Source organism: Ruegeria sp. AL1 (assembly GCF_056540905.1).
The window spans coordinates 117,177-138,388 of the sequence record NZ_JBQFXP010000001.1; the positions used below are offsets into that span (position 1 = coordinate 117,177).

Genomic DNA, 21,212 nt, shown 5'->3' on the forward strand with positions numbered 1-21,212 from the left:
TGCGGGTAAACGCAAGGTTCCTCTTGACCTTGTGCGGCGCAATGGCATGAACGGGATCATGAGTACCGCACGTCTAACAATCAACCTCCACGCACTGACGCAAAACTGGCAGGCGCTGGATGACAAAACCAACGTCGAGACAGCCGCCGTGGTCAAGGCGGACGCCTATGGGCTGGGCTCCGAACCGGTGTCTCGTGCGCTGGCCGAAGAAGGTGTGCAAAAGTTTTTCGTCGCGGTTGCCGAGGAAGGCGTGACAGTACGCCGGGCGGTCGGGCCCGAACCCTCGATCTTTGTGTTCTCGGGCCACATGGAACAGGACGCGGACCTGTTGACAGCGCATAACCTGATCCCGCTGATCAATTCGGGCCCGCAATTTCAACGCCACATGCAGGCATTGCCAGATCATCCGTTCGGCATTCAGCTGGACACCGGCATGAACCGGCTGGGCCTGGAACCCGCAGACTGGGCCGAATTGCGCAGCAAAGCTCTGGCGGCGAACCCTGCCGTCATCATGTCCCATCTGGCCTGTGCGGATGAACCCGAGCATCCGATGAACCGTCAGCAATTGCTGACCTTCCGGCAGATGACTGACGGTGTGACTGTTCCCCGGTCACTGGCGGCGACCGGCGGCACCTTGCTGGGTCCGGAATACCATTTCGATTTCTGCCGTCCCGGCGTTGGCCTCTATGGCGGGATGCCGTTTGCCGGGGCAAGGCCCGTGGTCACTGTTGATCTGCCGGTGATTCAGATTCGTGACGTTGCCGTAGGTGAGACCGTCGGTTACGGCAACAGCTGGTCAGCGCGCCGCCCGTCGCGCATCGCGACCGTGGCGGCGGGGTATGCCGATGGCCTGCATCGCGCAATCGGTGGCGGAATTGATGCATTTGCAGGGGATATGCCCTGCCCCGTGGTCGGACGTGTCTCAATGGACCTGATTACCATTGACGTCACCGACCTACCCTTTAATCCTGAAAGCCTGCGCATCCTCAACGGACACCAGACCGTCGACGATCTGGCCGAGGCCGCAGGCACGATCGGGTATGAGGTGCTGACCTCTTTGGGCAGTCGTTTTTCGCGGGGCTACGTTGAATGAACCCTCTTGATATGCTGGGCGGGCTGGGACGCGCCGTCCTGACCCTGCTGGCAACGTTCGGCCGCGTCGCGCTGTTTGCGCTGGACGCGGTTTCGCATATTTTTCGCCCGCCCTTCTATCCGCGGGAGTTCGCGGTTGCGCTATTGAATGTCGGCTGGCTGTCCTTGCCCGTTGTCGGCCTGACCGCCATCTTCACCGGCGGCGCGCTGGCGCTGCAGATCTACGCAGGCGGCGCACGTTTCAACGCCGAGGCCGTGGTGCCCCAGATCGTCGCCATCGGCATGGTACGTGAACTGGGTCCGGTTCTGGTCGGCCTGATGATCGCCGCGCGCGTGACCTCGTCAATCGCCGCCGAGATTGCCACCATGAAAGTGACCGAGCAGATCGACGCGCTGGTCACCCTGTCCACCCATCCGATGAAATACCTGACCGCCCCCCGCGTTCTGGCGGCGCTGATCACCGTGCCGCTGCTGGTCGGGATCGGAGACATCATCGGCATTGCAGGCGGCTATGTGGTGGCGACCCAGAACCTTGGGTTCAACCCGGCGACCTACCTGCTGAACACGGTCAATTTCCTCGAAATGCGGGATATCGTCTCTTCTCTGGTCAAGGGCGCCGCATTTGGCCTGATCGCGGCCATCATGGGCTGCTTTTACGGCATGGACTCGGGCCGGGGGGCGCAGGGCGTGGGGCGCGCCACCAAATCCTCGGTCGAATCCGCCGCAATCCTGATTCTGGCCGCCAACTTCATTCTGACAGGGGTGTTCTTCTCGCTATGATCCGGATGGAGAACGTACATAAGGCCTTTGACGAGAACCACGTCCTGCAAGGCATGAACCTTGAGATTGCAAAGGGCACCTCGATGGTGATCATTGGCGGGTCGGGCACGGGCAAGTCGGTTGCGCTGAAATGCATCCTCGGCCTGATCAAGCCCGACAGCGGCATGATCTATGTCGATGGTAAAGACGCCAGCAAAGGTGACCGGGATGCGTTTCTGGCACGGTTCGGGATGCTGTTTCAGGGCGCGGCGCTGTTTGACTCGCTGACCGTCTGGCAGAACGTCGCCTTCCGCCTGCTGCGCGGCTCGCTGAAACGCCCTGCGGAAGAGGCGCGCGAAATCGCCATCGAGAAACTGCGCCGCGTTGGCCTGAAATCCGACGTTGCCGACCGCTTCCCGGCCGAGCTGTCCGGCGGTATGCAAAAACGCGTCGGCCTCGCCCGTGCCATCGCCGCCGACCCCGAGATCATCTTTTTCGACGAGCCCACCACGGGGCTTGACCCCATCATGTCCGGCGTCATCAACGACCTGATCCGCGAAATCGTGACCGAGATGGGTGCCACCGCGATGACCATCACCCACGACATGAGCTCGGTCCGCGCAATTGCCGACAACGTCGCCATGCTGCACGGAGGCGTGATCCAATGGACCGGGCCTGTGGGACAGATGGATGCGTCTGGTGATCCTTATGTGGAGCAGTTCATTAGTGGGAGCGCAGAAGGGCCGATCGAGGCGGTGCGGTAACGGACACCATGGCAGTTTTAGAGTTTTCAGCAATTATTAAAGAGTTGGGCTTTTACTACTTTGCGGGAATAGGTTTTGTTCTGTCCGGAATGTTCCCCAGTCTTGGACGGGTCTCCGAAAGCGGAGAAACGTATTCGCAAGCCATTGCATCCTTTCGAAAGCAAAAATTTGGATGGGGCGCGGAGACAAGATACGAAGAAGCAACAACGACCGACACACCTCTAAGGAATATTTTGTCATTGCTAGTGATCGGTGTGATGGCAGTAATCGCGTGGTTTGTGTTGAACAGGCTTCAGAACCCAGTCGCAAGCATTGTGATTGGGTGTTCCTTTTTTCTATTCGGCTTCAAAGTTCGAAGTAATTTCAGAAAACACTGGTCTGGCAGTGCGCTTGAATTCGATTTCGGATGTGTCGCTATGGCCCTACTTCTGTATCTTATCAGTCAAGGATAAATGACCCTCCGCCTCGCCACCCTCTCCCTCCTGATCCTCTACCCCATCGCGTGGTTCGCCCCGCTGATGCGCGCAGGGCTCCTCCCGATCTTCGGCCTCAGCGAAATAAGCGTCATCACTGGGCTCCAGTCCTTGTGGAAATCCGACATTTTCCTCGCGCTGATCGTCACCATCTTCGCCCTCTTCGCGCCCTACATCAAAACCATCGGCACCGCGCTGGTGCAATGGAACCTGCTGGACCCGCGCGTGCAGCCCGCTCTGAATGTGCTCGGCAAGCTTGCAATGGCCGACATATTCCTCATCGCGCTTTACATCACGCTGGCCAAGGGCATCTCATACGCGACTGTCGAGACCGCATGGGGTCTCTACCTGTTTACCGGCTGTATTTTGGCCTCGCTGGCCTTGGGTCATATTACAGAGATGACATTCGGTTCACGAAAAGCTCAGACCTAATTGATTGAAAACGCATTTCTAAGTATCATTTAGATATTTCGAGCAGCAACGTGTTTGTAGTTCACCGGTCCGCAGCGGATCATATCGTGCTTGATTGTCCTCTGCTTTGACCCGGTTTTATTTCGGTTGAAGAAGGAGATCGATGATCATGGCCGCCCTTCATAGAGTTACTCTGCAATTTCAGAACATCTTTCTGAAACTAACCTTTTTCCTGATCTGCGCGGCGGCTTTGTTCGCAGTGACGACCACCGCATTGGCTGCCGCCGGCGTTCTGCCATGGTTGTCAATGCAGGCAGGGTTCGCAAATGGCAGCGTCATAGATGCCGGAATTTACGTTCAATCAGGACTGACCGCGCTGGTCGTTATGCTTGCCTTCTACCTGCCGTCCAACGCACGCATGATGGCGCTGGAGAGTACCCATCGCAAGTTTACCATGAACATGCAGGACGTGGCCGGAGCGTACCAGTTGGCCCATGCCGCCGACCGCAGCGGGGCTTTTGCCCTGTCATCCGAGTTCGATGCGGTCAAGGAGCGTATGGCTTTTCTGCGCGATCATCCCGATCTGCAAGCGCTCGAGCCGCAGGTTCTGGAACTGGCTGCGCAAATGAGCCAGATCAGTCAGGAACTGGCGGATACTTATGGTGACGCCAAGGTCGATCGGGCGCGTGCTTTCCTGAAGCAACGTCAAGAAGAGGTCGAGCAGTTCCAGGCCCGGATCGAGGACGCTCAGACCGTTCAGCACGAGCTGCGCCAATGGACCCGCGATATCGAGATCGAGGAATCCATCGCCAAATCTCAACTGGCCCGGCTGCGCGACGAGCTGTTCGACCTGCTGCCTGAACTGTCGGCCCAACTGCAAAGTTCGTCAGATGACACCGAATCCGGAACGCACAGTGTCATTGCAATGTCTCCCCCTCGCGCCGCCGAATAGGCGCACCAGCGCCCGCCGCCAACGAGGGCCCATCAGGGCCCGAGGCGGCGGCCACCACCGGCGGAGATGAATGCCCGCAAGGGCTTGAAGAACCGCCCGACCTGAGGCACCAAGTGCCGCATGGCAAAGACGAACACTTTCTCCTGCACGGCCTGCGGCGCCTCACATACCCGATGGTCCGGTCGCTGCGACGCCTGCGGTGAATGGAACACGATCGCACAGGACGTCCCGCTTTCAGCCGGGCCCGCCAAGAAATCCCTCGGTGGCAAGCGGGGCCAGTCCATCACACTCACGGACCTGTCCACCGAAGAAACACCCCCGCCCCGCACCCTCTGCGGCGTCGAGGAATTGGACAGGGTGCTGGGCGGCGGCCTCGTCCCCGCCTCTGCCCTGCTGGTGGGCGGAGACCCCGGGATCGGCAAATCCACCCTTCTGCTACAGGCCGCCGCCCGCTTTGCCCGCAATGGCATCAAGACCATCTATGTCTCGGGCGAGGAAGCCAGCGCACAGGTGCGGATGCGCGCGCGCCGATTGGGATTGGAAAACTCTCCGGTCCAACTGGCGGCAGAAACCAATCTGCGCGATATCCTCACCACGCTTGAGGCCGAAAAACCCGGCCTCGCGATCATCGACTCGATCCAGACCATGTGGGCCGACAATGTGGACAGCGCACCGGGGTCGGTGTCACAGGTCCGGGCCGCAGCCCATGAATTGACCACGTTTGCCAAACGTCACGGGGTCTCGATCATCATGGTCGGTCATGTCACCAAGGAAGGCCAGATCGCGGGCCCTCGTGTGGTTGAGCACATGGTTGACACCGTGCTCTATTTCGAGGGCGAACGCGGTCATCAGTTCCGCATCCTGCGTGCCGTCAAAAACCGCTTTGGCCCCGCCGATGAGATCGGTGTGTTTGAAATGACAGGCAAGGGTCTGGCGCAGGTCACCAACCCCTCGGCCCTGTTCCTGTCGGAACGTGGCACACCCAGCCCCGGCTCAGCCGTGTTTGCAGGTATCGAGGGCACCCGTCCGGTATTGGTCGAATTGCAGGCCCTCGTTGCCCCGTCACCCCATTCTCAGCCGCGGCGAACAGTCGTTGGCTGGGACAACGGACGCCTCGCGATGATCCTCGCGGTGCTTGAAGCCCGTTGCGGGATACCCTTTGCGGGGCTCGACGTGTATCTGAACGTGGCCGGTGGCCTGAAAGTATCCGAACCCGCCGCCGACCTCGCCGTGGCCGCAGCGCTGCTCAGTGCCCGCGAAGACACTGCCCTGCCCGCCGACACCGTGGTTTTCGGAGAAATCTCGCTGTCCGGGGCACTTAGACCCGCCCCGCAGACCGAAAACAGGTTGAAAGAGGCGCAAAAACTTGGTTTCACCGCGGCAATTGCTCCGGCGGGTGGCAAAACCGGCACTGTGGCAGGTCTGACACTCACCCGACCCTCTGATTTGGTGGGGTTTGTTGGCGAAACCTTCGGAGCAGGTTAAGGTCGCGCCCCGAGGGGCAGAAAAACAGGCGAGGGCCATGGAAGGTTTTACTATTATTGACGGGGTCGTTGCCCTGATCATCGTGCTGTCGGGCATTCTGGCCTATTCGCGCGGTTTCATGCGCGAGGTTCTGGCCATCGCGGGCTGGGTCGCGGCCGCTGTGCTGGCCTTCATCTTTGCCCCACAGGCTGTGCCTCTGGTCAAGGAAATCCCGGTAGTCGGAGAGTTCCTGCGCGACAGTTGTGAATTGTCGGTTATCACCGGCTTTGCTGCAGTCTTTGCCATCGCGCTGATCGTGGTCAGCATATTCACTCCGCTGTTTTCCTCGCTGGTCCAGCGATCAGCTTTGGGCGGGCTGGATCAGGCGCTTGGGTTCTTCTTTGGAATAGCGCGCGGTATTCTTTTGGTCGCGATCGCGTTCTTTGTCTACGACACGGTGATGACCGGTCAGTCGTACACGCTGGTCGATGAAAGCCGCTCGGCCAAGGTGTTCGAGCAATTCAGCGGTCAGATCGAAGAGCAGAACCCCGAAGCCGCGCTGGGTTGGGTCACCGCACAATATGAAGAACTGGTTGCCAGCTGCACCGCCGGAACCGAAGGTTAAGACCTATAAAGACATGATGGACAGGAAAGCCCGGTCTAGCCGGGCTTTTTCGGCTTTTGGGATCAGATGAACCCTTCACCGCCGCACACTGTGCAGCGCGTGTTTTTCAGCCCGAAACAACCGTCACACCGGCTTGAGATCGGCTTGCCATATTGATCGCGGCTCTTGATCAGCTCACCGCTGCCTTTGCAGATCTCGCAGGGCGCACGTCCGGCCCCGCGGCAACGGTGGCATCGGCGTTTATGCGGTGTCTCTTTCTTTTTGTTGACCTTGTGTTGCCACATGGGGGCATCCAATCTGGTTACTGGTACGCAACAGGAAACAAACTTACGTAACGACAGCACACGCACTCCGGTTTGTCACCTGCTGCGACACAAAATCCCAAAATCAATCAGCATGTGCTCAAGAATGTGATCCTTTGATGACACACGCTGCGTTAGGCATTATGTGAAGGCCGAACCGACATGGAATCGGAGCTGCCGATCTTGCTGTATCTGTTGTGTCTTGTGCTGGCTGTCTTGTCACATGCGGTTTTGTGCCGTCTGGACGATCTGCGACAGACCTCTCAGGTGTCCACATATTGTCAGTCCGGTCTGTTCCATTGAACGCTCTCACCGCCATAACGTCATAGAAATTGGAGCCCGTACATGTGTGGGATTTTGGGGATCGCAAGCAGAACGCATGATGTGTTTGCGGAAATCTATGACGGGCTGCTGATGTTGCAGCACCGGGGACAGGATGCCTCGGGGATCGTCACCTATAATGGCGAATACTTTCGTGAGAAAAAGGCCAACGGTCTGGTCAAGGATGTCTTCAACGCGCAGGACGCCGAGACCCTGTTGGGCAAGGTCGGCATGGGCCATGTCCGTTATCCCACCGCGGGCTCGCTGAGTGCTGCCGAAGCGCAGCCGTTTTTTGTGAACGCGCCTTATGGCATCTATCTGGTCCACAACGGGAATATCACCAACACCGCGCAGCAGCGCGAGAAAGTGACCGGCAAATACAGCCGTCACCTGCGCACCACGTCCGATTCCGAGATTCTGCTGAACGTTCTGGCGGACAAGGTCGCCGATGCGATCAAGGTCAATGGCAACGCGGACCCGATCCGTAACATCTTTGCCGGCGTGAAAATGACCATGGAACGTGTGCAGGGTGCCTATTCCGTCATCTGCCTGATCGCAGGCGTCGGGATGCTGGCCTTCCGCGATCCGTTCGGCATTCGCCCGTTATCCGTGGCCATGCGCGAAAATGACGGTGCCGGGGCGGATTATTCGTTTGCGTCCGAGGATGTAGCCTTTGGCATCAACGGGTTCGAGAAACTGCGCGACCTGCGCCCCGGCGAGGCGATCCTGATCGACCTTGACGGCAAGATGCACGAGTTTCAGGCCGTTGAAGGCAGCCTGACACCTTGCATCTTCGAATATGTCTATCTTGCGCGGCCGGATTCACTGCTGGACGGTGTATCGGTCTACAAGACCCAGATGCGCATGGGTCAAACACTGGCCAAACAGATCGAAGACTCCGGGCTTGAGATCGACCGGATTATCCCCGTCCCCGACAGCGCCCGCCCCGTCGCGCTTGAGGCCGCCAAGATTACCCGCATTCCCTATCGCGAGGGTCTGGTCAAAAACCGCTATGTCGGGCGCACGTTCATCATGCCCGGTCAGGCCGAACGGCAGAAATCCGTGCGCCGCAAACTGAACGCGGTGCCGCTGGAATTTGACGGGCATAACGTGCTGTTGATCGACGACTCGATCGTCCGGGGCAATACGATCAAGAAGATCGTACAGATGTGCCGCGAGGCGGGGGCCAAGAAAGTTTATATCGCCAGCGCCTCGCCGCCGGTGAAATATCCCAATGTCTACGGCATCGACATGCCCACCAAGCATGAACTGATCGCGAACGGCAAAGAGATCGAGGAGATTCGGCAGGAACTGGGGGCAGATGCCCTGTTCTATCAGAATCTGGACGATCTGATCTGGGCGGCCAAGGAAGGCAACCCCGAGATCGAAGCCTTCGACTGTTCATGTTTTGACGGGAAATACATCACTGGCAGCGTCAGCGAGGATTATCTGGAAAGCCTGGAAAACAGCAACCGGGTCAGCAAGAAAAGGCAGGACATGCAGGTTCCCGGAGGGTCCTGGAACGCTGCAAAGCTGGCATCAGGTTAAGGGCTCAGGCTGTGTGGACCCTGCGAATCAAGTGACCTTCAGCGCGGCGATATTGTTACCATCTGCGCGATCCTGACAGGCACCCGAACCAAACCGGTGGAATTCCGCGCACAACTTCGCGGAGAAGAGGATGTGATCGCAAAGAGTTCGCCGGGGCGTCCTGCACATGACCCAACGCGACCGGACGACCGGCTTTTGTTTCCGGATCGCGTTTGATAGCCCCGCGCCTGACCAACCACTCACTACAAGGGGTCGGGCGCTCAGCTCTGACCACAGATCATGTCCAATGCAACTGTCGAAAGCGCGGCCACGCAACGGCGCGCGCTCAAGAGGAATTCATTGTCTCTGCTTGGAGTCTTTGGCCCCAAAACCGAGATGCGCGCATTAATCCGTCTGGCATCGGGGCGCGTGAAAGAGGTCGGGCCCGGCAGCCGGGTGTCTTCAGGCTCGGTCATTGCCATCGATGCAGAGGGCGTGATGCTGCGACAAAGCGGCCAGACCCGGCGGATCACCATCCCCGGCAGCTAATCCTGCCTTGACGCCTTGCGCGCGGCGGGTCAAACCGCAGTCATGACCGATCAGACCAAAATTGCCCTTGTCACCGGGGCGTCCCGTGGGTTGGGTGCCGCACTGGCCGAGGCGCTGGCCCCTGAGTATCATATCGTCGCCGTCGCCCGCACCACAGGTGGGCTGGAGGAGCTGGACGATCGCATTCAGGCCAAAGGGGGCGCTGCCACACTGGCCCCGATGGATATTGCCGATCCGAACGCCATGGCCACCTTGTGCCGCGGGATTCACGACCGATGGGGCAAGGTTGATTTGTGGCTGCATACCGCCATTCACACCTCGGCCCTGACACCCACGCATTTCATTGATCCCAAGGAATGGGCGAAGGCGGTAAGCACCAATGCCACAGCGACCTCGATTCTGATTCCCTATGTCGCGCCCTTGCTGGGAGAAACCGGCCACGCAGTGTTTTTCGACGATCCGAAAGCCGGCGAGAAGTTCTATGGCATCTATGGTGCCACCAAGGGGGCACAGATGGCTTTGGCCCGCAGTTGGGCTGTTGAAACCGAACGAACCGGGCCCCGGGTCTCGATTGTTGAGCCCGCGCCGATGCCCACTGCGGTACGCGCCCGGTTTCACCCCGGCGAGGATCGGGATGTGTTGACCAGCCCGACGGATGAAGCCATCCGGATTTTGGCCCTGCTGTAAGACTGGCCCTTACCGGGCCAGGCCTCCGGCGGGAGTATTTTGGAAAAGATGAAGCGGGCCGATCAGGCGATATGGGTGCCGTTGCGCCCGGCCAGATCGACGACGAACTGCCACGCAACCCGTCCCGAACGTGCGCCGCGAGTGGCTTGCCATTCGATAGCCTCGGCCCGCAAGATGTCGGGGTCCACCGAGACTTTGTAGGCAGCGCAATAGCGATCGATCATCGCCAGGTATTCATCCTGATCGCAGGGATGGAAGCCCAACCACAGGCCGAACCGGTCCGACAGTGAGACTTTTTCCTCGACCGCTTCGGACGGGTTGATGGCGCTGGAGCGTTCGTTTTCGATCATGTCCCGGGGCATCAGATGACGGCGGTTCGAGGTGGCGTAGAACACGACGTTTTCGGGGCGGCCTTCGATGCCGCCGTCCAGAACCGCCTTGAGCGACTTGTAATGCTGGTCATCGTGGCTGAACGACAGGTCATCGCAAAACAGGATAAACCGATGCGGCGCGGCGCGCAGGTGGTTGAGCAGTCGCGCGACCGAACCCATATCCTCGCGTTGCAATTCAACAAGCTTCAGATCGGGATAATCCGAATACAGAGTCCCGTGCACGGCCTTGACGAGGCTGGATTTGCCCATGCCCCGTGCCCCCCAAAGCAACGCGTTGTTGGCCTTGTAGCCCGACGCGAAGCGTCGCGTATTGTCCAGCAGCGTGTCCCGGGACCGGTTGATCCCCACCAACAGGTCCAGATCGACACGATTGACCTGCGTCACCGGCTCCAGCCGGTCCGGGTCGACATGCCAGACAAATGCCGGCGCTACATTGAAATCCGGGGTCGCCAGAGGCGCGGGTGCGATCCGTTCGAGCGCGTCGGCGATACGGTTCAGGGCCTCTTCATTCATATTTGCCTCCGGTCTGCACATGCGCTTTTCAAACCATTTTCCCGCAGTCTCAACAAGGGCGCGGCACGAAAAAGGCGCGCCCGATCCCGGGCACGCCTTTTCGTTTCAGCCGGGCTGGATTACTTTCCGTCTTCTTCCTGCATCATCTCGGCATCGGCTTCGGCTTCATCATCGTAATAGCCGTCGGCGCGGAGTTGTTCCTCGCGCTTTTTCTCGACCCGGGCGACGAGGAAGATGGACACTTCGTAAAGGCCGTAGACCACCACAAACAGGATGATCTGCGTGATCACATCCGGCGGGGTGACGATGGCGGCGAGCACCAGGATGCCAATCACCGCGTATTTGCGAACTTCGCCCAGACCCTGCGCGCTGACCAACCCCGCTTTACCCATCAGGGTCAGCAGCACCGGCAGCTGAAAACACAAGCCAAAGGCGACAATGAACTTGATCGTCAGATTCAGATATTCCTGTGCCGAGCCCTGAAACACCACGCTCAGCGGCGCGGCAGCGGTGCCGTCGGTTACGGCCTCTCCTTCGGCTCCGAATTGCTGGAAGCCCAGAAAGAAATCATAAGCCAGCGGCGTGACCACGTAGAAGGCAAAGCTCGCCCCCAGAAGAAACATGAAGGGCGAGGCCAGCATGAACGGCAGGAATGCATTCTTCTCGGACTTATACAGGCCCGGCGCAACAAAGCGCCACATTTGCATCCCGATATAGGGAAAGGCCAGAATGAAGCCACCCAACAGAGAAACCTTGATCGCGACAAAGAAGCCCTCTTGCGGCGAGATGAAGATCAAACCGCAATCCTGGCCACGCTCTGTAAGAACTTCGCATAGCGGTTGGGTCAGAAAGTTGAACAGCGGCGTGGCCACCGAAAAACAGATGATCATTCCGATCAGAAACGCCACGACGCAGTGAATCAACCGGGACCGCAGTTCCGCCAGATGCTCGATCAAAGGGGCCGAGGAATCCTCGATCTCGTCCGTTTTGGTCATGTCTTGCTTTCAGTGTTCAACGCCGCTTCGGCCTCTTCCGCTTTGGTCAAGGCCTCGGCTGCTTCCTTGGCCTTGCGCTCGGCGGCGGCCCGCGCCGTCGTGGCTTGTATCTTCTTGGCTTGCTCGGCGCGTTCCGCAGCCAGCTTTCCGGTTTCGCTATCCGGATCAAACTTGGTCGGATCAAGCGACTTGGCCACATCGCGCGCGGCCTCGTTCACACCTTCCATAGCCGTGCTGACAGGGTTGGTCGCAGCGTTCAGACCTTTCTTGATCTCGTTCACACCCGCCTGATCGGCAGCTTCATTCATGGCGCTGCTGAATTCGCGCGCCATGCCGCGGGCCTTGCCGACAAAACGCCCGACATTGCGAAACAACACGGGCAGGTCTTTTGGACCCACCACAATCAATGCAACGATTCCGATGACCAGAAGCTCGGTCCAGCCCAGATCAAACATCTATGTTCAGACCTTGTCTTTCTCGGTCTCGGGCGTGACGTCCTTGGCCAGCTCCGATGCGTCCTGTTCCAGCTCTTCCGATCCGTCTTTGACGCCCTTCTTGAATGCGGTGATGCCCTTACCCACTTCGCCCATGAGCGAACTGATCTTGCCGCGGCCGAACAGCACCAGTACCACAACAGCGATCAGCAGCAGGCCGGGAAGGCCGATATTGTTAAGCATGTCTTGTCTCCTTCTGCGTCGGCGCCACGCGCCGGAAATATGATCTGGCCCCGTGTCTACGCCCGGACGGCGCCCGGAGAAAGTGAGACAGATCAAATCCACCATCAAATTCCGGCCAAACCCGCAATTTTTGAGGACTCGCTTTTCTCAACTGACAGGTTTATGTCAGTTGGGAACCGCTAGGAACAGGGCATCAAACCCTGATCAACGGAGACTCAGATGACCCATGTCGCAGAAATCGTCACGTTCACCCTGGCGAATGGCGTAATGCCCGAAGAGTTCGTGCAACTCAGCCAAACGACCGAAGCCTTCGTCCGCGCCGCGCCCGGTTTCGCCCATCGTCAACTGAGCCAAGGCGCGGATGGCCGCTGGACGGATTATGTCATCTGGACCGACATGAAATCCGCAGAAGAAGCCGCCGCAGCCTTCATGCAGCAGGATTTCGCGCCCGCCCTGATGGCCGCGATCAACCCCGAAAGCGCGCAGATGCGCCATGAGACCGTACTATGGAATATGATCGCCTAAACGCGGATCAGGCGGCGTGTCATGCGCCGCACTGACCGCCTGTTCGACATCATCCAGATCCTGCGTGACGGCAAACTGCACCGCGCGCAGGACATTGCGGATCGGCTCGAAGTGTCGGTCCGCACCATTTATCGCGACATGGATACGCTGGTCGCCTCAGGCGTCCCGGTCGAAGGGGAACGCGGCGTGGGCTATATGGTGCGCGAACAGATCACCCTGCCCCCGCTGAACCTGACGCCGACCGAACTCGAAGCCCTGAACCTCGGCATGGCTATCGTGGCCGAGGCCGCCGACCCCGAGCTCAAATCCGCCGCCCAATCCCTGGCTGACAAGATCGACGCGGTCTTGCCGACACAGGTCATTTCCGAAGCTGACACCTGGAAATTCGCCGTCTACCCCTTTGCCGATGCTGCCCGCGGACTGGCCTATATGGCCCCGATCCGCGCCGCCATCAAATCCCGCCAGAAATTGCAGCTCAGCTACCGGCGGATCGACGGCACCCTGACCGAACGCATCATCCGTCCATTGCATATGGAATACTGGGGCCGGGTCTGGACGCTCACCGCCTGGTGCGAATTGCGCGCAGGTTTCCGCGTGTTTCGCATCGACCTGATCGAAGCGCTCTCACCCATACCCGAGATTTTCGCCGATGAACCCGGCAAACGCCTCAGCGATTATACCCCAAACGGCTGACCCGCTTCATCTTTTCCAAAATACTCCCGCCGGAGGCATGGCCCGGCACGGGCCATTTCCGGGTCATTTCAGGAACGGCTCGGGATCAACGGACTCAAACCCTTTGCGCACTTCGAAATGAACATAGGCGTTATCGCCATCCCGAAGCGCTGCAATCTTCTGGCCCCGGCGGACACGGTCGCCTTTCTTGACAGTGATATCGTCGACGTTGGCATAGACTGTCAGCAAATCGTTCTGGTGCTTGACCACGATGATGGGCACCTGATCCGCGTCTGCTGTGATGGCCGCAACGGTCCCTGCCTCGGCCGCCTGCACCGGTGTTCCGGGTGAGGCGGCGATGTCGATCCCCTCGTTCTTGCCTTTGTCATAGGTGCGAATGATGGTCCCGCCGACCGGAAAGGCCAGCGCAGAATTACTCTGATTGGTAGGCGCATCCGCAGTCACATCCGGCGCTGGCGGCGGCGGAGTGATCTCTTCATCCGGCAATGGCTGGGTCGCACTGGGCGGCGTGGGTGTGGGCGAACCCTCACCGGGCTGCGTGACGTTGGTCGCAGGAACAGCGGCGGTCTGGACCGGTGCGGGCTGGTTTTTGATCGGGATCAGCAGAAACTGACCCTCGCGCACCACGAAATCCGGACCCAGCCCGTTCCATTCGGCCAGCGATTCAACCGGCACATCATAGAGCCGCGAGATCGTAAAGGCCGTCTCGCCCCGCTTGACCTTGTGGCGGATCGGCTCCGGCCCCGAAGGTGCGGGCGCGGGCGCAGGTTTGGCCGGCTCCAAAGTCGAGGTCTGAACCGACCCGGTGCTCGGCGCTCCATCAATCGCCGAGCCCGCAAGGGCGGCAATATCAACATTACTTGTCCCACCCACCGAACGCGGCAAGGCAATGACTTCACCGTCCCGCAACGGGTCGCTGATCTGCAAGCCGTTGAAACGGGCCAGTTCGGTCGGGGGTAACCCGACACGCGTGGCGACATCTGTCACCGTGTCGCCGCGCTGTGCGACCGCGACCTGATAGTTTGGATAGGAAATCACCCCCCGCGCATCAGGCACCGGACGATTGGCCGTCGCATTCTGCACCGCATCCGTGGTGGAAAATCCACCCACCTGACCGCGCAAGTCATAATCCAGCGGTCCTTCGCAGGCAGCTAGAACCGCCAGCGCCGCACCACATGCCGCAAATCGACCCAGAGGGAATTTGGAAACTGCTCTCATTTTACTGTCCTCAACACCTGCCCCTGTTTGATCGGGGTTCCAGCGCTTTTCACCGAGTATACCTTTAATTGCCGTCCTTTCCCAGACCTTCCAGCAAAGGAACAAATCGAACGGGTAATAATTCATCATAGTCCAGGCCGGTTTCAGTGCGCGTCACACGGATCAGCGTCTGAACGGCATCTGACTGTCCCACCGGCAACACCATGATACCGCCGATTTTCAACTGCGCCAAGAGTGGCCCGGGAGGGTCCTCGGCGGCTGCGGTCACAATGATACGATCAAACGGTGCCTGTTCCGGCAACCCGAAGGACCCGTCCGACAGCATGGCGGTGACATTGGTCAGACCCAGTTGGCGAAACAACTGCCCGGTTTCCTGAACCAAACGCTTGTGACGCTCGACTGTGTAAACCCGCCGGGCCAGTTTGGACAAAACCGCGGCCTGATAGCCCGAGCCGGTGCCGATCTCCAGAACCGTATCCCGCGCACGGACCTGCAGCGCCTGCGTCATCAGCCCCACGACCGACGGCTGGCTGATCGTTTGTCCGCAGGCGATCGGCAGCGGCGTGTCCTCGTAGGCACGATCCGCAAACAGCCCTTTGACGAATTGCCCCCGGTCAATCTGCTCCATCGCGGCCAGAACGCGCGCATCCGTCACCCCGCGCGAACGCAGGGCAAACAGGAATTGCATGGTGATTTCGGGCGTCAGTCCGGTCATTCGACTACCTTCAGCGCCTCCAGCGCGTCGTGGGCGGTCAGATCGGCGCGCATCGGCGTGACCGAGATGTAGCCTTCCAGATTCACCGCTGCATCGGTGCCAGGGGCAGTCGGGTTGTGCTGATATCCGCCCTTGATCCACAAAAACCGCCGCCCCGAAGGCGAGCTGTGAGGTTCAACGCCAAAATGCGTGTCACGGCGGAACCCTTGCGGGGCCACGCGCCTGCCCAGAACCTCATCTGCAGGAACGGGCGGAAAATTGACGTTGTAAAACAGTTTATAGTCACCCTGTTGGGCCGGGCTGGCCGCGAGAATGCGGCGAACCACGTCGGCACCAAAACGGGTCGCGGCCTCAAACGGATCTTCCAGACCCAGGTTGCGAGGGCCGAAATACTGGGACAATGCAATTGCCGGCACGCCTTGCAAGGCTGCCTCCATCGCGCCCCCAATGGTCCCGGAATACAGCGTATTCTCTGCCGAGTTATTGCCCCGGTTCACGCCGGACAACACCAGATCCGGCGGTGCGTCCTTCATCACGTCATGTAAACCCGCCAGCACGCAATCCGCAGGCGAGCCTTCGGCGGCAAAGCGGCGATCGTCCAGCTTGGCGACCATCATCGGATGGGTGTAGCTGATACAATGGCCAACCCCGGACTGCTCGAAGGCGGGCGCGACGATCCAGACCTCGCCATCCGGGCCCGCCACGTCCTGCGCGATATGCTGCAGCGCGATCAGCCCCGGCGCATTGATCCCGTCATCATTTGTCAGAAGAACTCGCATGCCCGCTCCACCCCCGCGTTTTGCCCTTGATAGACCCGCCCCCGCGCTGCGGCAAGCAGCGGGCGCGCTCAATCTGCGGCATTCGCGCACCACTTTCCCGCAAAGTGCCAGCAATCAAGACGGAAAGACAAAGCACCGGTCACGGCGGATGGTCAGCCACATAACTCGTCCGGGCGCGGGCACAAAAACGTTTGGAACCGTCGCCTTGAGTATTGAGCCGTTGTAATCCATCCGAAACTCGACAAGGCTTTCATTGCCCAAAAAGCGCGCCCGCTCGACCACGCCGCGCGCGGCAACACCATCCGTGGGCGTGGGTGACGGACCTTTGCCGTTGCGGTCAAAATCCAGTTTGACGTGCTGAGGGCGAAAGACGATATCGACATCGGTTCCGTCCGCAATCCCCGGTGCCAGAAAACGCCCGAATGGTGTATGCGCCAACGCTCCGTTAACTTGTGCCTGCAATACGTTGACATCGCTGAAAAAAGCAACTGCAGCCTTGTCCGCTGGTCGAGTATAGACATTATAGGGCGCGCCCTGCTGCACGATCTTGCCACGCCGCATGAGCGCGATTTCGTCTGCCATGCGCATGGCCTCTTCCGGCTCATGCGTGACCAGCAAAACGGCAGCATCTTCTTCCTTGAGGATCGCCAACGTCTCATCCCGGATCCCGTCGCGCAAACGGTTATCAAGGCCCGAAAACGGCTCGTCCATCAGCATGATCCGCGGTCGCGGGGCCAACGCGCGCGCCAATGCAACCCGCTGCTGCTCACCGCCCGACAATTGATGCGGAAAGCCGTCAATGAACCGCATCAGGTCCACCTTGTTCAACAGTTCCTCGACACGGGTCCGCTTTTCGTCTTTGCTGCCTTTCAGGCCAAAGGCCACGTTGTCAGCAACGCTCAGATGCGGAAACAGGGCAAAATCCTGAAACATCAGCCCGATCTCGCGCCGTTCCGGCGGAACACGAAACACCGTGTCACAGATCAGCTTGCCGTCGACGAATATCTCGCCCGAGCTTTGCATCTCGACGCCCGCAATCATGCGCAGTGTCGTCGACTTGCCGCAGCCCGAAGGGCCCAGCAGACAGGTCACCTGCCCGGCAGCAACAGCCAGCGAGACATCATCCACTACGGTTCGGCCACCAAAACGGGCAACCAGATTGCGAATTTCAAGCCGAGGAGGAACTGTATTCACCGCCAATTAAGGACCCCATTGCCTTTTCCGATCAAATTCATCGGGCTTGGCGGGGATAGCAACCCCACCCATCAGGCGCAAGAGATCAGCAGCATCCACCCGTTACGGCTTCGCCGGTTGCTTCAAACGGGCTTTCCCCGCCGCAGCCTTCGAAAATGCCGTAATGGGTCGAGAAGTCGCCAATAAAGTCGAAATGCCGCGCAAACCGAGTGTCTTTCAGCATCATCCACGTGTTGCCGCAAACCGGAAAGACCTTGCCTGCCTCGATCGCGTGATGGTCATCCAGTTCAAACAGGTGAGGAGCGTTAGGTATGGTGCCCTTGTAGATCACCGCTTGCCCATAATCCTCGCAGGCCGGTTCCAGGGCAGGCAGTTTGAACAAGCGATAAGTGGCCGAAAGGAACTTGAGCGGCGCAACGCGGTCTTCCAGAACCGGGTTCTCGATGGTCAGAGGTCGATGTGTGACCCGGCGCGGATCGCCGAACCCGGCCTTGCGTGACATCGACAGGAAGTCATTCCAATAGAGCGCGCCGGACAAGCATTCGCCATACAGCACCTCATCTTCGGCCATAGCCTGCGGCACCCGGCGGTCCGCGTAGACATCCGAGAAATACATCTCGCCGCCATCCTTCAGCAACCGATGCGCGCCGCGCAGAACGGCCTCTTTGTCCGTGGCCAGATTGATCACGCAGTTTGAAACGATGATGTCGAAAGACCCGGGTTCAAGGTCAAGCTCATCCAGCTTTTCGATATAGCCGTGATGGAATTCCACATTCGACGCGCCGTGACCAAAGGCCTGCGCGTGATATTCCTGATGGGCACGCGCCACATCCAGCTGTTCCGGTGTCATGTCCACACCCACAACGCGGCCCGTTTCTCCAACCATGGCTGACAGCGCATAGACATCGCGCCCCGCCCCACAACCCAGGTCAAGGATGCTCATCCCCTCCAGATCCAGTGGCGCAATCAACCCGCAGCCATAATAGCGGGTCAGAACCTCGTCATGCACTTTCGAGAGGATCTTTTTCACGTGATCCGGCATGTCATCCGGCGTGCAGCACGCATTGGTCTGCAAATCCGCGCTGCTTTGAAGGACATCGCCGTAGTAATTCTGCACTGATTCATGCTTCATCGAAACTATCCCCTGTGTCTGACTTTGGGTCAGCTAATGCAGCCCCGCCCTTTGCGCAATCCACTCCAGCGATACTTTACAAAAGCGTTACTTCAGCAATTCGAAATCCACACCTGCCCGCACCCGACCGTTTACCTGAATCTCCAACCGATGGGGACCCGGCACCAGCTTGAACGTCGTCGCATTGCCTTTCAGCTTGTGCACCTTGCCAAGGTTTAGCGCGCCTTCCTTCAATGTGGTCTGTTTCAACTTATGCACCTTGGCGGATTTTTTACCGCCCGGACGTCGAAAATGCACGATGTAATCGACCAGCACTGGCTGATCCCCCAAGCCTTCCAGCTCAACTTCGAATGCCAGCGCGCCACCAATGCGCGCCTCACCCGTCACCTTAATCGCTGCCGATATGTCAGCGTCGGGGTCATAGCCCAGCATCTTCATCGCGCCCGGATGGCCAGACTTGACCAACCCGCGCAACGTGTGGGCCGTCATCCAGCGCAATTCCGCCGCATCCTGCGCCCGATCTTTGGACCAGTTGTGCAGCCGGTCCAGCACGAGATCCGGGTCTTTCTTGGTGATATCGTTCAGATGGTTGGCCACCGACCGCGTCACATAGCGCGTCCGGTCAGCGTGCAACCGATCCAGCAGCGGCAGAGGGTCCGTCAACTGCAATCCAACCGCTTGCCCCCAGGGCAAACGCGGTCGGGTCCCTTCGCTGACCAGACGGCGCACGTGATAGCTGTCGTGGTCGCACCACGCCTCCATACGCGCCAGCACCCGATCTGGGTGACGGTTCAGGAACGGACGAATTGCCCACTCCATCGAAAACCGCTGAGTCAGTTCCTCAAACAGGTCCAACGCCAGATCGGGTTGATCCAACCCAACGTCAGCAACCCAGTCTCCCAAAGGCGCAAAGATGAAATCACCAAAATCATCGTCGCTTTTGGTGGGATCAAGCGGTGGAGGAAGAGCGCGCAGGATCACCGGTGCAACGTCTGACAAATTGCCGGGGACCGCGTCTTGCAGGCAAGTGGCGATCCACGCCATCCGCTCTTTCAACTCAAGCTCAGGCAGGCGCGACATCACCCGTTTCCCGAACACGCCCGCATCAAAAGATGGTTCAGATTTTGCGAATAACACACTGAGATAACGAACTTTTTCTGCGTTGAACAACTGATCCTTGAGTGAGAACCCCTGCGCCATCTCTACATCGTCAGGTTCGTGCTGCCGCCGTCCAGCAGGATGTTCTGCCCAACGATAAATCCTGCATGTTGCGAACACAGGAAGGCGCAGGCCGCCCCGAATTCCTGCCGTGTGCCATAACGGCGAGCTGGAATTGTAGCAGCACGTTCTGCACGGGCATCCTCAATCGAGATGTTTTTCTGCAGCGAAACTGCACCATCCAGCGAATCCGCACGGTCAGTCGCGTGGATACCCGGCAACAGGTTGTTGATGGTCACCCCATGCGGCGCAACTTGCCGCGAGGTTCCGGCCACATAGCCGGTCAATCCCGTCCGCGCGGCATTCGACAGGCCTAGAACCGCAATCGGCGAACGCACGGATTGCGAAGTGATGTTGACCACACGTCCCCAGCCCTTGTCCATCATCCCCGGCAACAGCGCCTTCATGAAGGCAATCGGGGTCAACATGTTGGCGTCCAGCGCCTTGATGAAATCGTCGCGATCCCAGTCCGACCACATGCCCGGAGGCGGCCCCCCGGCATTTGTCACAAGGATATCAACACCCTGCGCGGCCTCTATCACCTGCGCCTGTCCGTCGGCAGTCGTGACATCGCACGCCACGGTCTGCACGTTCACACCGTGGTCCGAGCGCAGACGCGCCGCCGCGGCTTCCAGTATCTCGGCCCCGCGCGCATTCATTACCAGATCGACGCCCGCCGCCGCCAAAGCCTCGGCACAGCCCAGACCCAAACCTTTGCTGCTGGCGCAGACCAGAGCGCGTTTTCCCTTGATACCCAGATCCATGTGATCCTCCCCGTCTATTGTTGCCGCCATGTCTAGCACCGGCCAGACGGGGAAGACCAGAATTCAGAGCGCGTTAATAAAAGAACTCTTCCCGCACGATCTTTCCATCGGCAACGTGGTAGACGCCAACCTCACGCATATCAAAGGCTTCTCCGGACTCTTTCACCTTGCCTTGCACTTCGAAGATCACGGCAAAGCGGTCTTCGCCATGCGGGAACGGGTCGCTGACAGATGCGCCAGAGACTTCATGCGCCCCTTCCCACCATTCATGTTTGCCCCGGATCGCATCCCTGCCGTGCGTTTCGCGGCCCATGCCCTCAAAATCCTGCGACTCGACCGAAACGGCATCTTCCGCATACAGCTTCTCTAAATTCTCTTTCGCGCGATCCTCACGGCAGCCTGCCACCAGTTCGTCGGCAATCTCTTTCAAATTCATAGGTCCTCTCCATTATTTGTTCACTATATGTTCTT

General features: G+C 59.2%; 26 protein-coding genes. 14 read left to right on the forward strand and 12 right to left on the reverse strand.

Annotated features, from left to right (window positions below; genetic code table 11):
• The first annotated feature begins 58 nt into the window (after positions 1-58).
• The 12 genes from alr to ACRZ9X_RS00605 all read left to right on the forward strand — a co-directional run bounded on the left by alr (position 59) and on the right by ACRZ9X_RS00605 (position 9,926).
• Positions 59-1,093 carry an alanine racemase gene (alr, locus tag ACRZ9X_RS00550; protein ID WP_480515153.1) on the forward strand — a complete coding sequence of 345 codons (1,035 nt, stop codon included), beginning with the start codon at positions 59-61 and terminating at the stop codon, positions 1,091-1,093.
• Positions 1,090-1,872 carry an MlaE family ABC transporter permease gene (locus ACRZ9X_RS00555; protein WP_480515155.1) on the forward strand — a complete coding sequence of 261 codons (783 nt, stop codon included), beginning with the start codon at positions 1,090-1,092 and terminating at the stop codon, positions 1,870-1,872. Before alr ends, ACRZ9X_RS00555 begins: the two co-directional genes overlap by 4 nt.
• A complete protein-coding gene (locus ACRZ9X_RS00560; protein WP_480515157.1) occupies positions 1,869-2,615 on the forward strand; it encodes an ABC transporter ATP-binding protein in 747 nt (248 codons plus the stop codon). Before ACRZ9X_RS00555 ends, ACRZ9X_RS00560 begins: the two co-directional genes overlap by 4 nt.
• 8 nt (positions 2,616-2,623) lie before the next feature.
• A complete protein-coding gene (locus tag ACRZ9X_RS00565; RefSeq protein ID WP_480515158.1) occupies positions 2,624-3,067 on the forward strand; it encodes a hypothetical protein in 444 nt (147 codons plus the stop codon).
• Complete coding sequence (locus ACRZ9X_RS00570) at positions 3,068-3,520, forward strand: paraquat-inducible protein A (RefSeq protein WP_480515160.1); 453 nt, start codon at positions 3,068-3,070, stop codon at positions 3,518-3,520. It abuts the gene before it with no gap.
• A 148-nt stretch (positions 3,521-3,668) separates the two neighbouring features.
• Positions 3,669-4,451 carry a DNA repair protein gene (locus tag ACRZ9X_RS00575; RefSeq protein ID WP_480515162.1) on the forward strand — a complete coding sequence of 261 codons (783 nt, stop codon included), beginning with the start codon at positions 3,669-3,671 and terminating at the stop codon, positions 4,449-4,451.
• A 120-nt stretch (positions 4,452-4,571) separates the two neighbouring features.
• Positions 4,572-5,936 (forward strand): DNA repair protein RadA, encoded by a 1,365-nt coding sequence (gene radA, locus ACRZ9X_RS00580; RefSeq protein ID WP_480515164.1) that lies wholly within the window; start codon positions 4,572-4,574, stop codon positions 5,934-5,936.
• Between the two features lie 37 nt (positions 5,937-5,973).
• Positions 5,974-6,540, forward strand: a complete 567-nt coding sequence (locus ACRZ9X_RS00585; RefSeq protein ID WP_480515166.1) for a CvpA family protein — start codon at positions 5,974-5,976, stop codon at positions 6,538-6,540.
• A gap of 464 nt (positions 6,541-7,004) precedes the next feature.
• Positions 7,005-7,145: a hypothetical protein gene (locus ACRZ9X_RS00590; RefSeq protein WP_480515168.1), complete on the forward strand. Its 141-nt coding sequence runs from the start codon at positions 7,005-7,007 to the stop codon at positions 7,143-7,145.
• Between the two features lie 42 nt (positions 7,146-7,187).
• The gene (gene purF / locus ACRZ9X_RS00595) at positions 7,188-8,711 is read left to right on the forward strand and encodes an amidophosphoribosyltransferase (RefSeq protein WP_480515170.1); all 1,524 of its coding nucleotides are present in this window, start codon (positions 7,188-7,190) and stop codon (positions 8,709-8,711) included.
• 339 nt (positions 8,712-9,050) lie between these two features.
• Positions 9,051-9,239 carry a hypothetical protein gene (locus ACRZ9X_RS00600; protein WP_480515171.1) on the forward strand — a complete coding sequence of 63 codons (189 nt, stop codon included), beginning with the start codon at positions 9,051-9,053 and terminating at the stop codon, positions 9,237-9,239.
• Between the two features lie 42 nt (positions 9,240-9,281).
• Positions 9,282-9,926 (forward strand): SDR family NAD(P)-dependent oxidoreductase, encoded by a 645-nt coding sequence (locus ACRZ9X_RS00605; protein ID WP_480515173.1) that lies wholly within the window; start codon positions 9,282-9,284, stop codon positions 9,924-9,926.
• A gap of 62 nt (positions 9,927-9,988) precedes the next feature.
• Here the strand turns inward: ACRZ9X_RS00605 and ACRZ9X_RS00610 are convergent, their stop codons facing one another.
• The 4 genes from ACRZ9X_RS00610 to ACRZ9X_RS00625 form a co-directional block, all read right to left on the reverse strand.
• Complete coding sequence (locus tag ACRZ9X_RS00610) at positions 9,989-10,831, reverse strand: ATP-binding protein (protein ID WP_480515175.1); 843 nt, start codon at positions 10,829-10,831, stop codon at positions 9,989-9,991.
• Between the two features lie 119 nt (positions 10,832-10,950).
• Positions 10,951-11,826 carry a twin-arginine translocase subunit TatC gene (tatC, locus tag ACRZ9X_RS00615; RefSeq protein WP_480515177.1) on the reverse strand — a complete coding sequence of 292 codons (876 nt, stop codon included), beginning with the start codon at positions 11,824-11,826 and terminating at the stop codon, positions 10,951-10,953.
• Complete coding sequence (tatB, locus tag ACRZ9X_RS00620) at positions 11,823-12,281, reverse strand: Sec-independent protein translocase protein TatB (RefSeq protein WP_480515178.1); 459 nt, start codon at positions 12,279-12,281, stop codon at positions 11,823-11,825. The genes tatC and tatB overlap by 4 nt, the downstream gene beginning before the upstream one ends.
• A 6-nt stretch (positions 12,282-12,287) precedes the next feature.
• Positions 12,288-12,503 carry a twin-arginine translocase TatA/TatE family subunit gene (locus ACRZ9X_RS00625; RefSeq protein WP_117868756.1) on the reverse strand — a complete coding sequence of 72 codons (216 nt, stop codon included), beginning with the start codon at positions 12,501-12,503 and terminating at the stop codon, positions 12,288-12,290.
• Between the two features lie 219 nt (positions 12,504-12,722).
• Between ACRZ9X_RS00625 and ACRZ9X_RS00630 the strand changes: the two genes are divergently transcribed.
• Both ACRZ9X_RS00630 and ACRZ9X_RS00635 read left to right on the forward strand, forming a co-directional pair.
• Positions 12,723-13,028, forward strand: coding sequence for a hypothetical protein (locus ACRZ9X_RS00630; protein ID WP_480515180.1), 306 nt, complete (start codon positions 12,723-12,725; stop codon positions 13,026-13,028).
• A gap of 21 nt (positions 13,029-13,049) precedes the next feature.
• Positions 13,050-13,721, forward strand: a complete 672-nt coding sequence (locus tag ACRZ9X_RS00635) for a helix-turn-helix transcriptional regulator (RefSeq protein WP_480515181.1) — start codon at positions 13,050-13,052, stop codon at positions 13,719-13,721.
• A gap of 63 nt (positions 13,722-13,784) precedes the next feature.
• Here the strand turns inward: ACRZ9X_RS00635 and ACRZ9X_RS00640 are convergent, their stop codons facing one another.
• The 8 genes from ACRZ9X_RS00640 to ACRZ9X_RS00675 all read right to left on the reverse strand — a co-directional run bounded on the left by ACRZ9X_RS00640 (position 13,785) and on the right by ACRZ9X_RS00675 (position 21,177).
• Positions 13,785-14,939, reverse strand: coding sequence for a peptidoglycan DD-metalloendopeptidase family protein (locus ACRZ9X_RS00640; RefSeq protein WP_480515183.1), 1,155 nt, complete (start codon positions 14,937-14,939; stop codon positions 13,785-13,787).
• Between the two features lie 64 nt (positions 14,940-15,003).
• Positions 15,004-15,654: a protein-L-isoaspartate(D-aspartate) O-methyltransferase gene (locus ACRZ9X_RS00645; RefSeq protein WP_480515184.1), complete on the reverse strand. Its 651-nt coding sequence runs from the start codon at positions 15,652-15,654 to the stop codon at positions 15,004-15,006.
• Entirely contained in the window at positions 15,651-16,433 is a 783-nt protein-coding gene (gene surE / locus ACRZ9X_RS00650) for a 5'/3'-nucleotidase SurE (RefSeq protein ID WP_480515186.1), read from the reverse strand. The genes ACRZ9X_RS00645 and surE overlap by 4 nt, the downstream gene beginning before the upstream one ends.
• Before the next feature lie 114 nt (positions 16,434-16,547).
• On the reverse strand, positions 16,548-17,633 hold the full coding sequence (locus ACRZ9X_RS00655) for an ABC transporter ATP-binding protein (protein WP_480515188.1): 1,086 nt from the start codon (positions 17,631-17,633) through the stop codon (positions 16,548-16,550).
• 79 nt (positions 17,634-17,712) lie between these two features.
• Positions 17,713-18,759: a methyltransferase domain-containing protein gene (locus tag ACRZ9X_RS00660; RefSeq protein ID WP_480515190.1), complete on the reverse strand. Its 1,047-nt coding sequence runs from the start codon at positions 18,757-18,759 to the stop codon at positions 17,713-17,715.
• Between the two features lie 87 nt (positions 18,760-18,846).
• Positions 18,847-19,959: a hypothetical protein gene (locus ACRZ9X_RS00665; protein ID WP_480515191.1), complete on the reverse strand. Its 1,113-nt coding sequence runs from the start codon at positions 19,957-19,959 to the stop codon at positions 18,847-18,849.
• Between the two features lie 2 nt (positions 19,960-19,961).
• Positions 19,962-20,741 (reverse strand): SDR family oxidoreductase, encoded by a 780-nt coding sequence (locus ACRZ9X_RS00670; protein WP_480515886.1) that lies wholly within the window; start codon positions 20,739-20,741, stop codon positions 19,962-19,964.
• 73 nt (positions 20,742-20,814) lie between these two features.
• On the reverse strand, positions 20,815-21,177 hold the full coding sequence (locus tag ACRZ9X_RS00675) for a SnoaL-like domain-containing protein (protein WP_480515193.1): 363 nt from the start codon (positions 21,175-21,177) through the stop codon (positions 20,815-20,817).
• Positions 21,178-21,212: the final 35 nt, after the last annotated feature.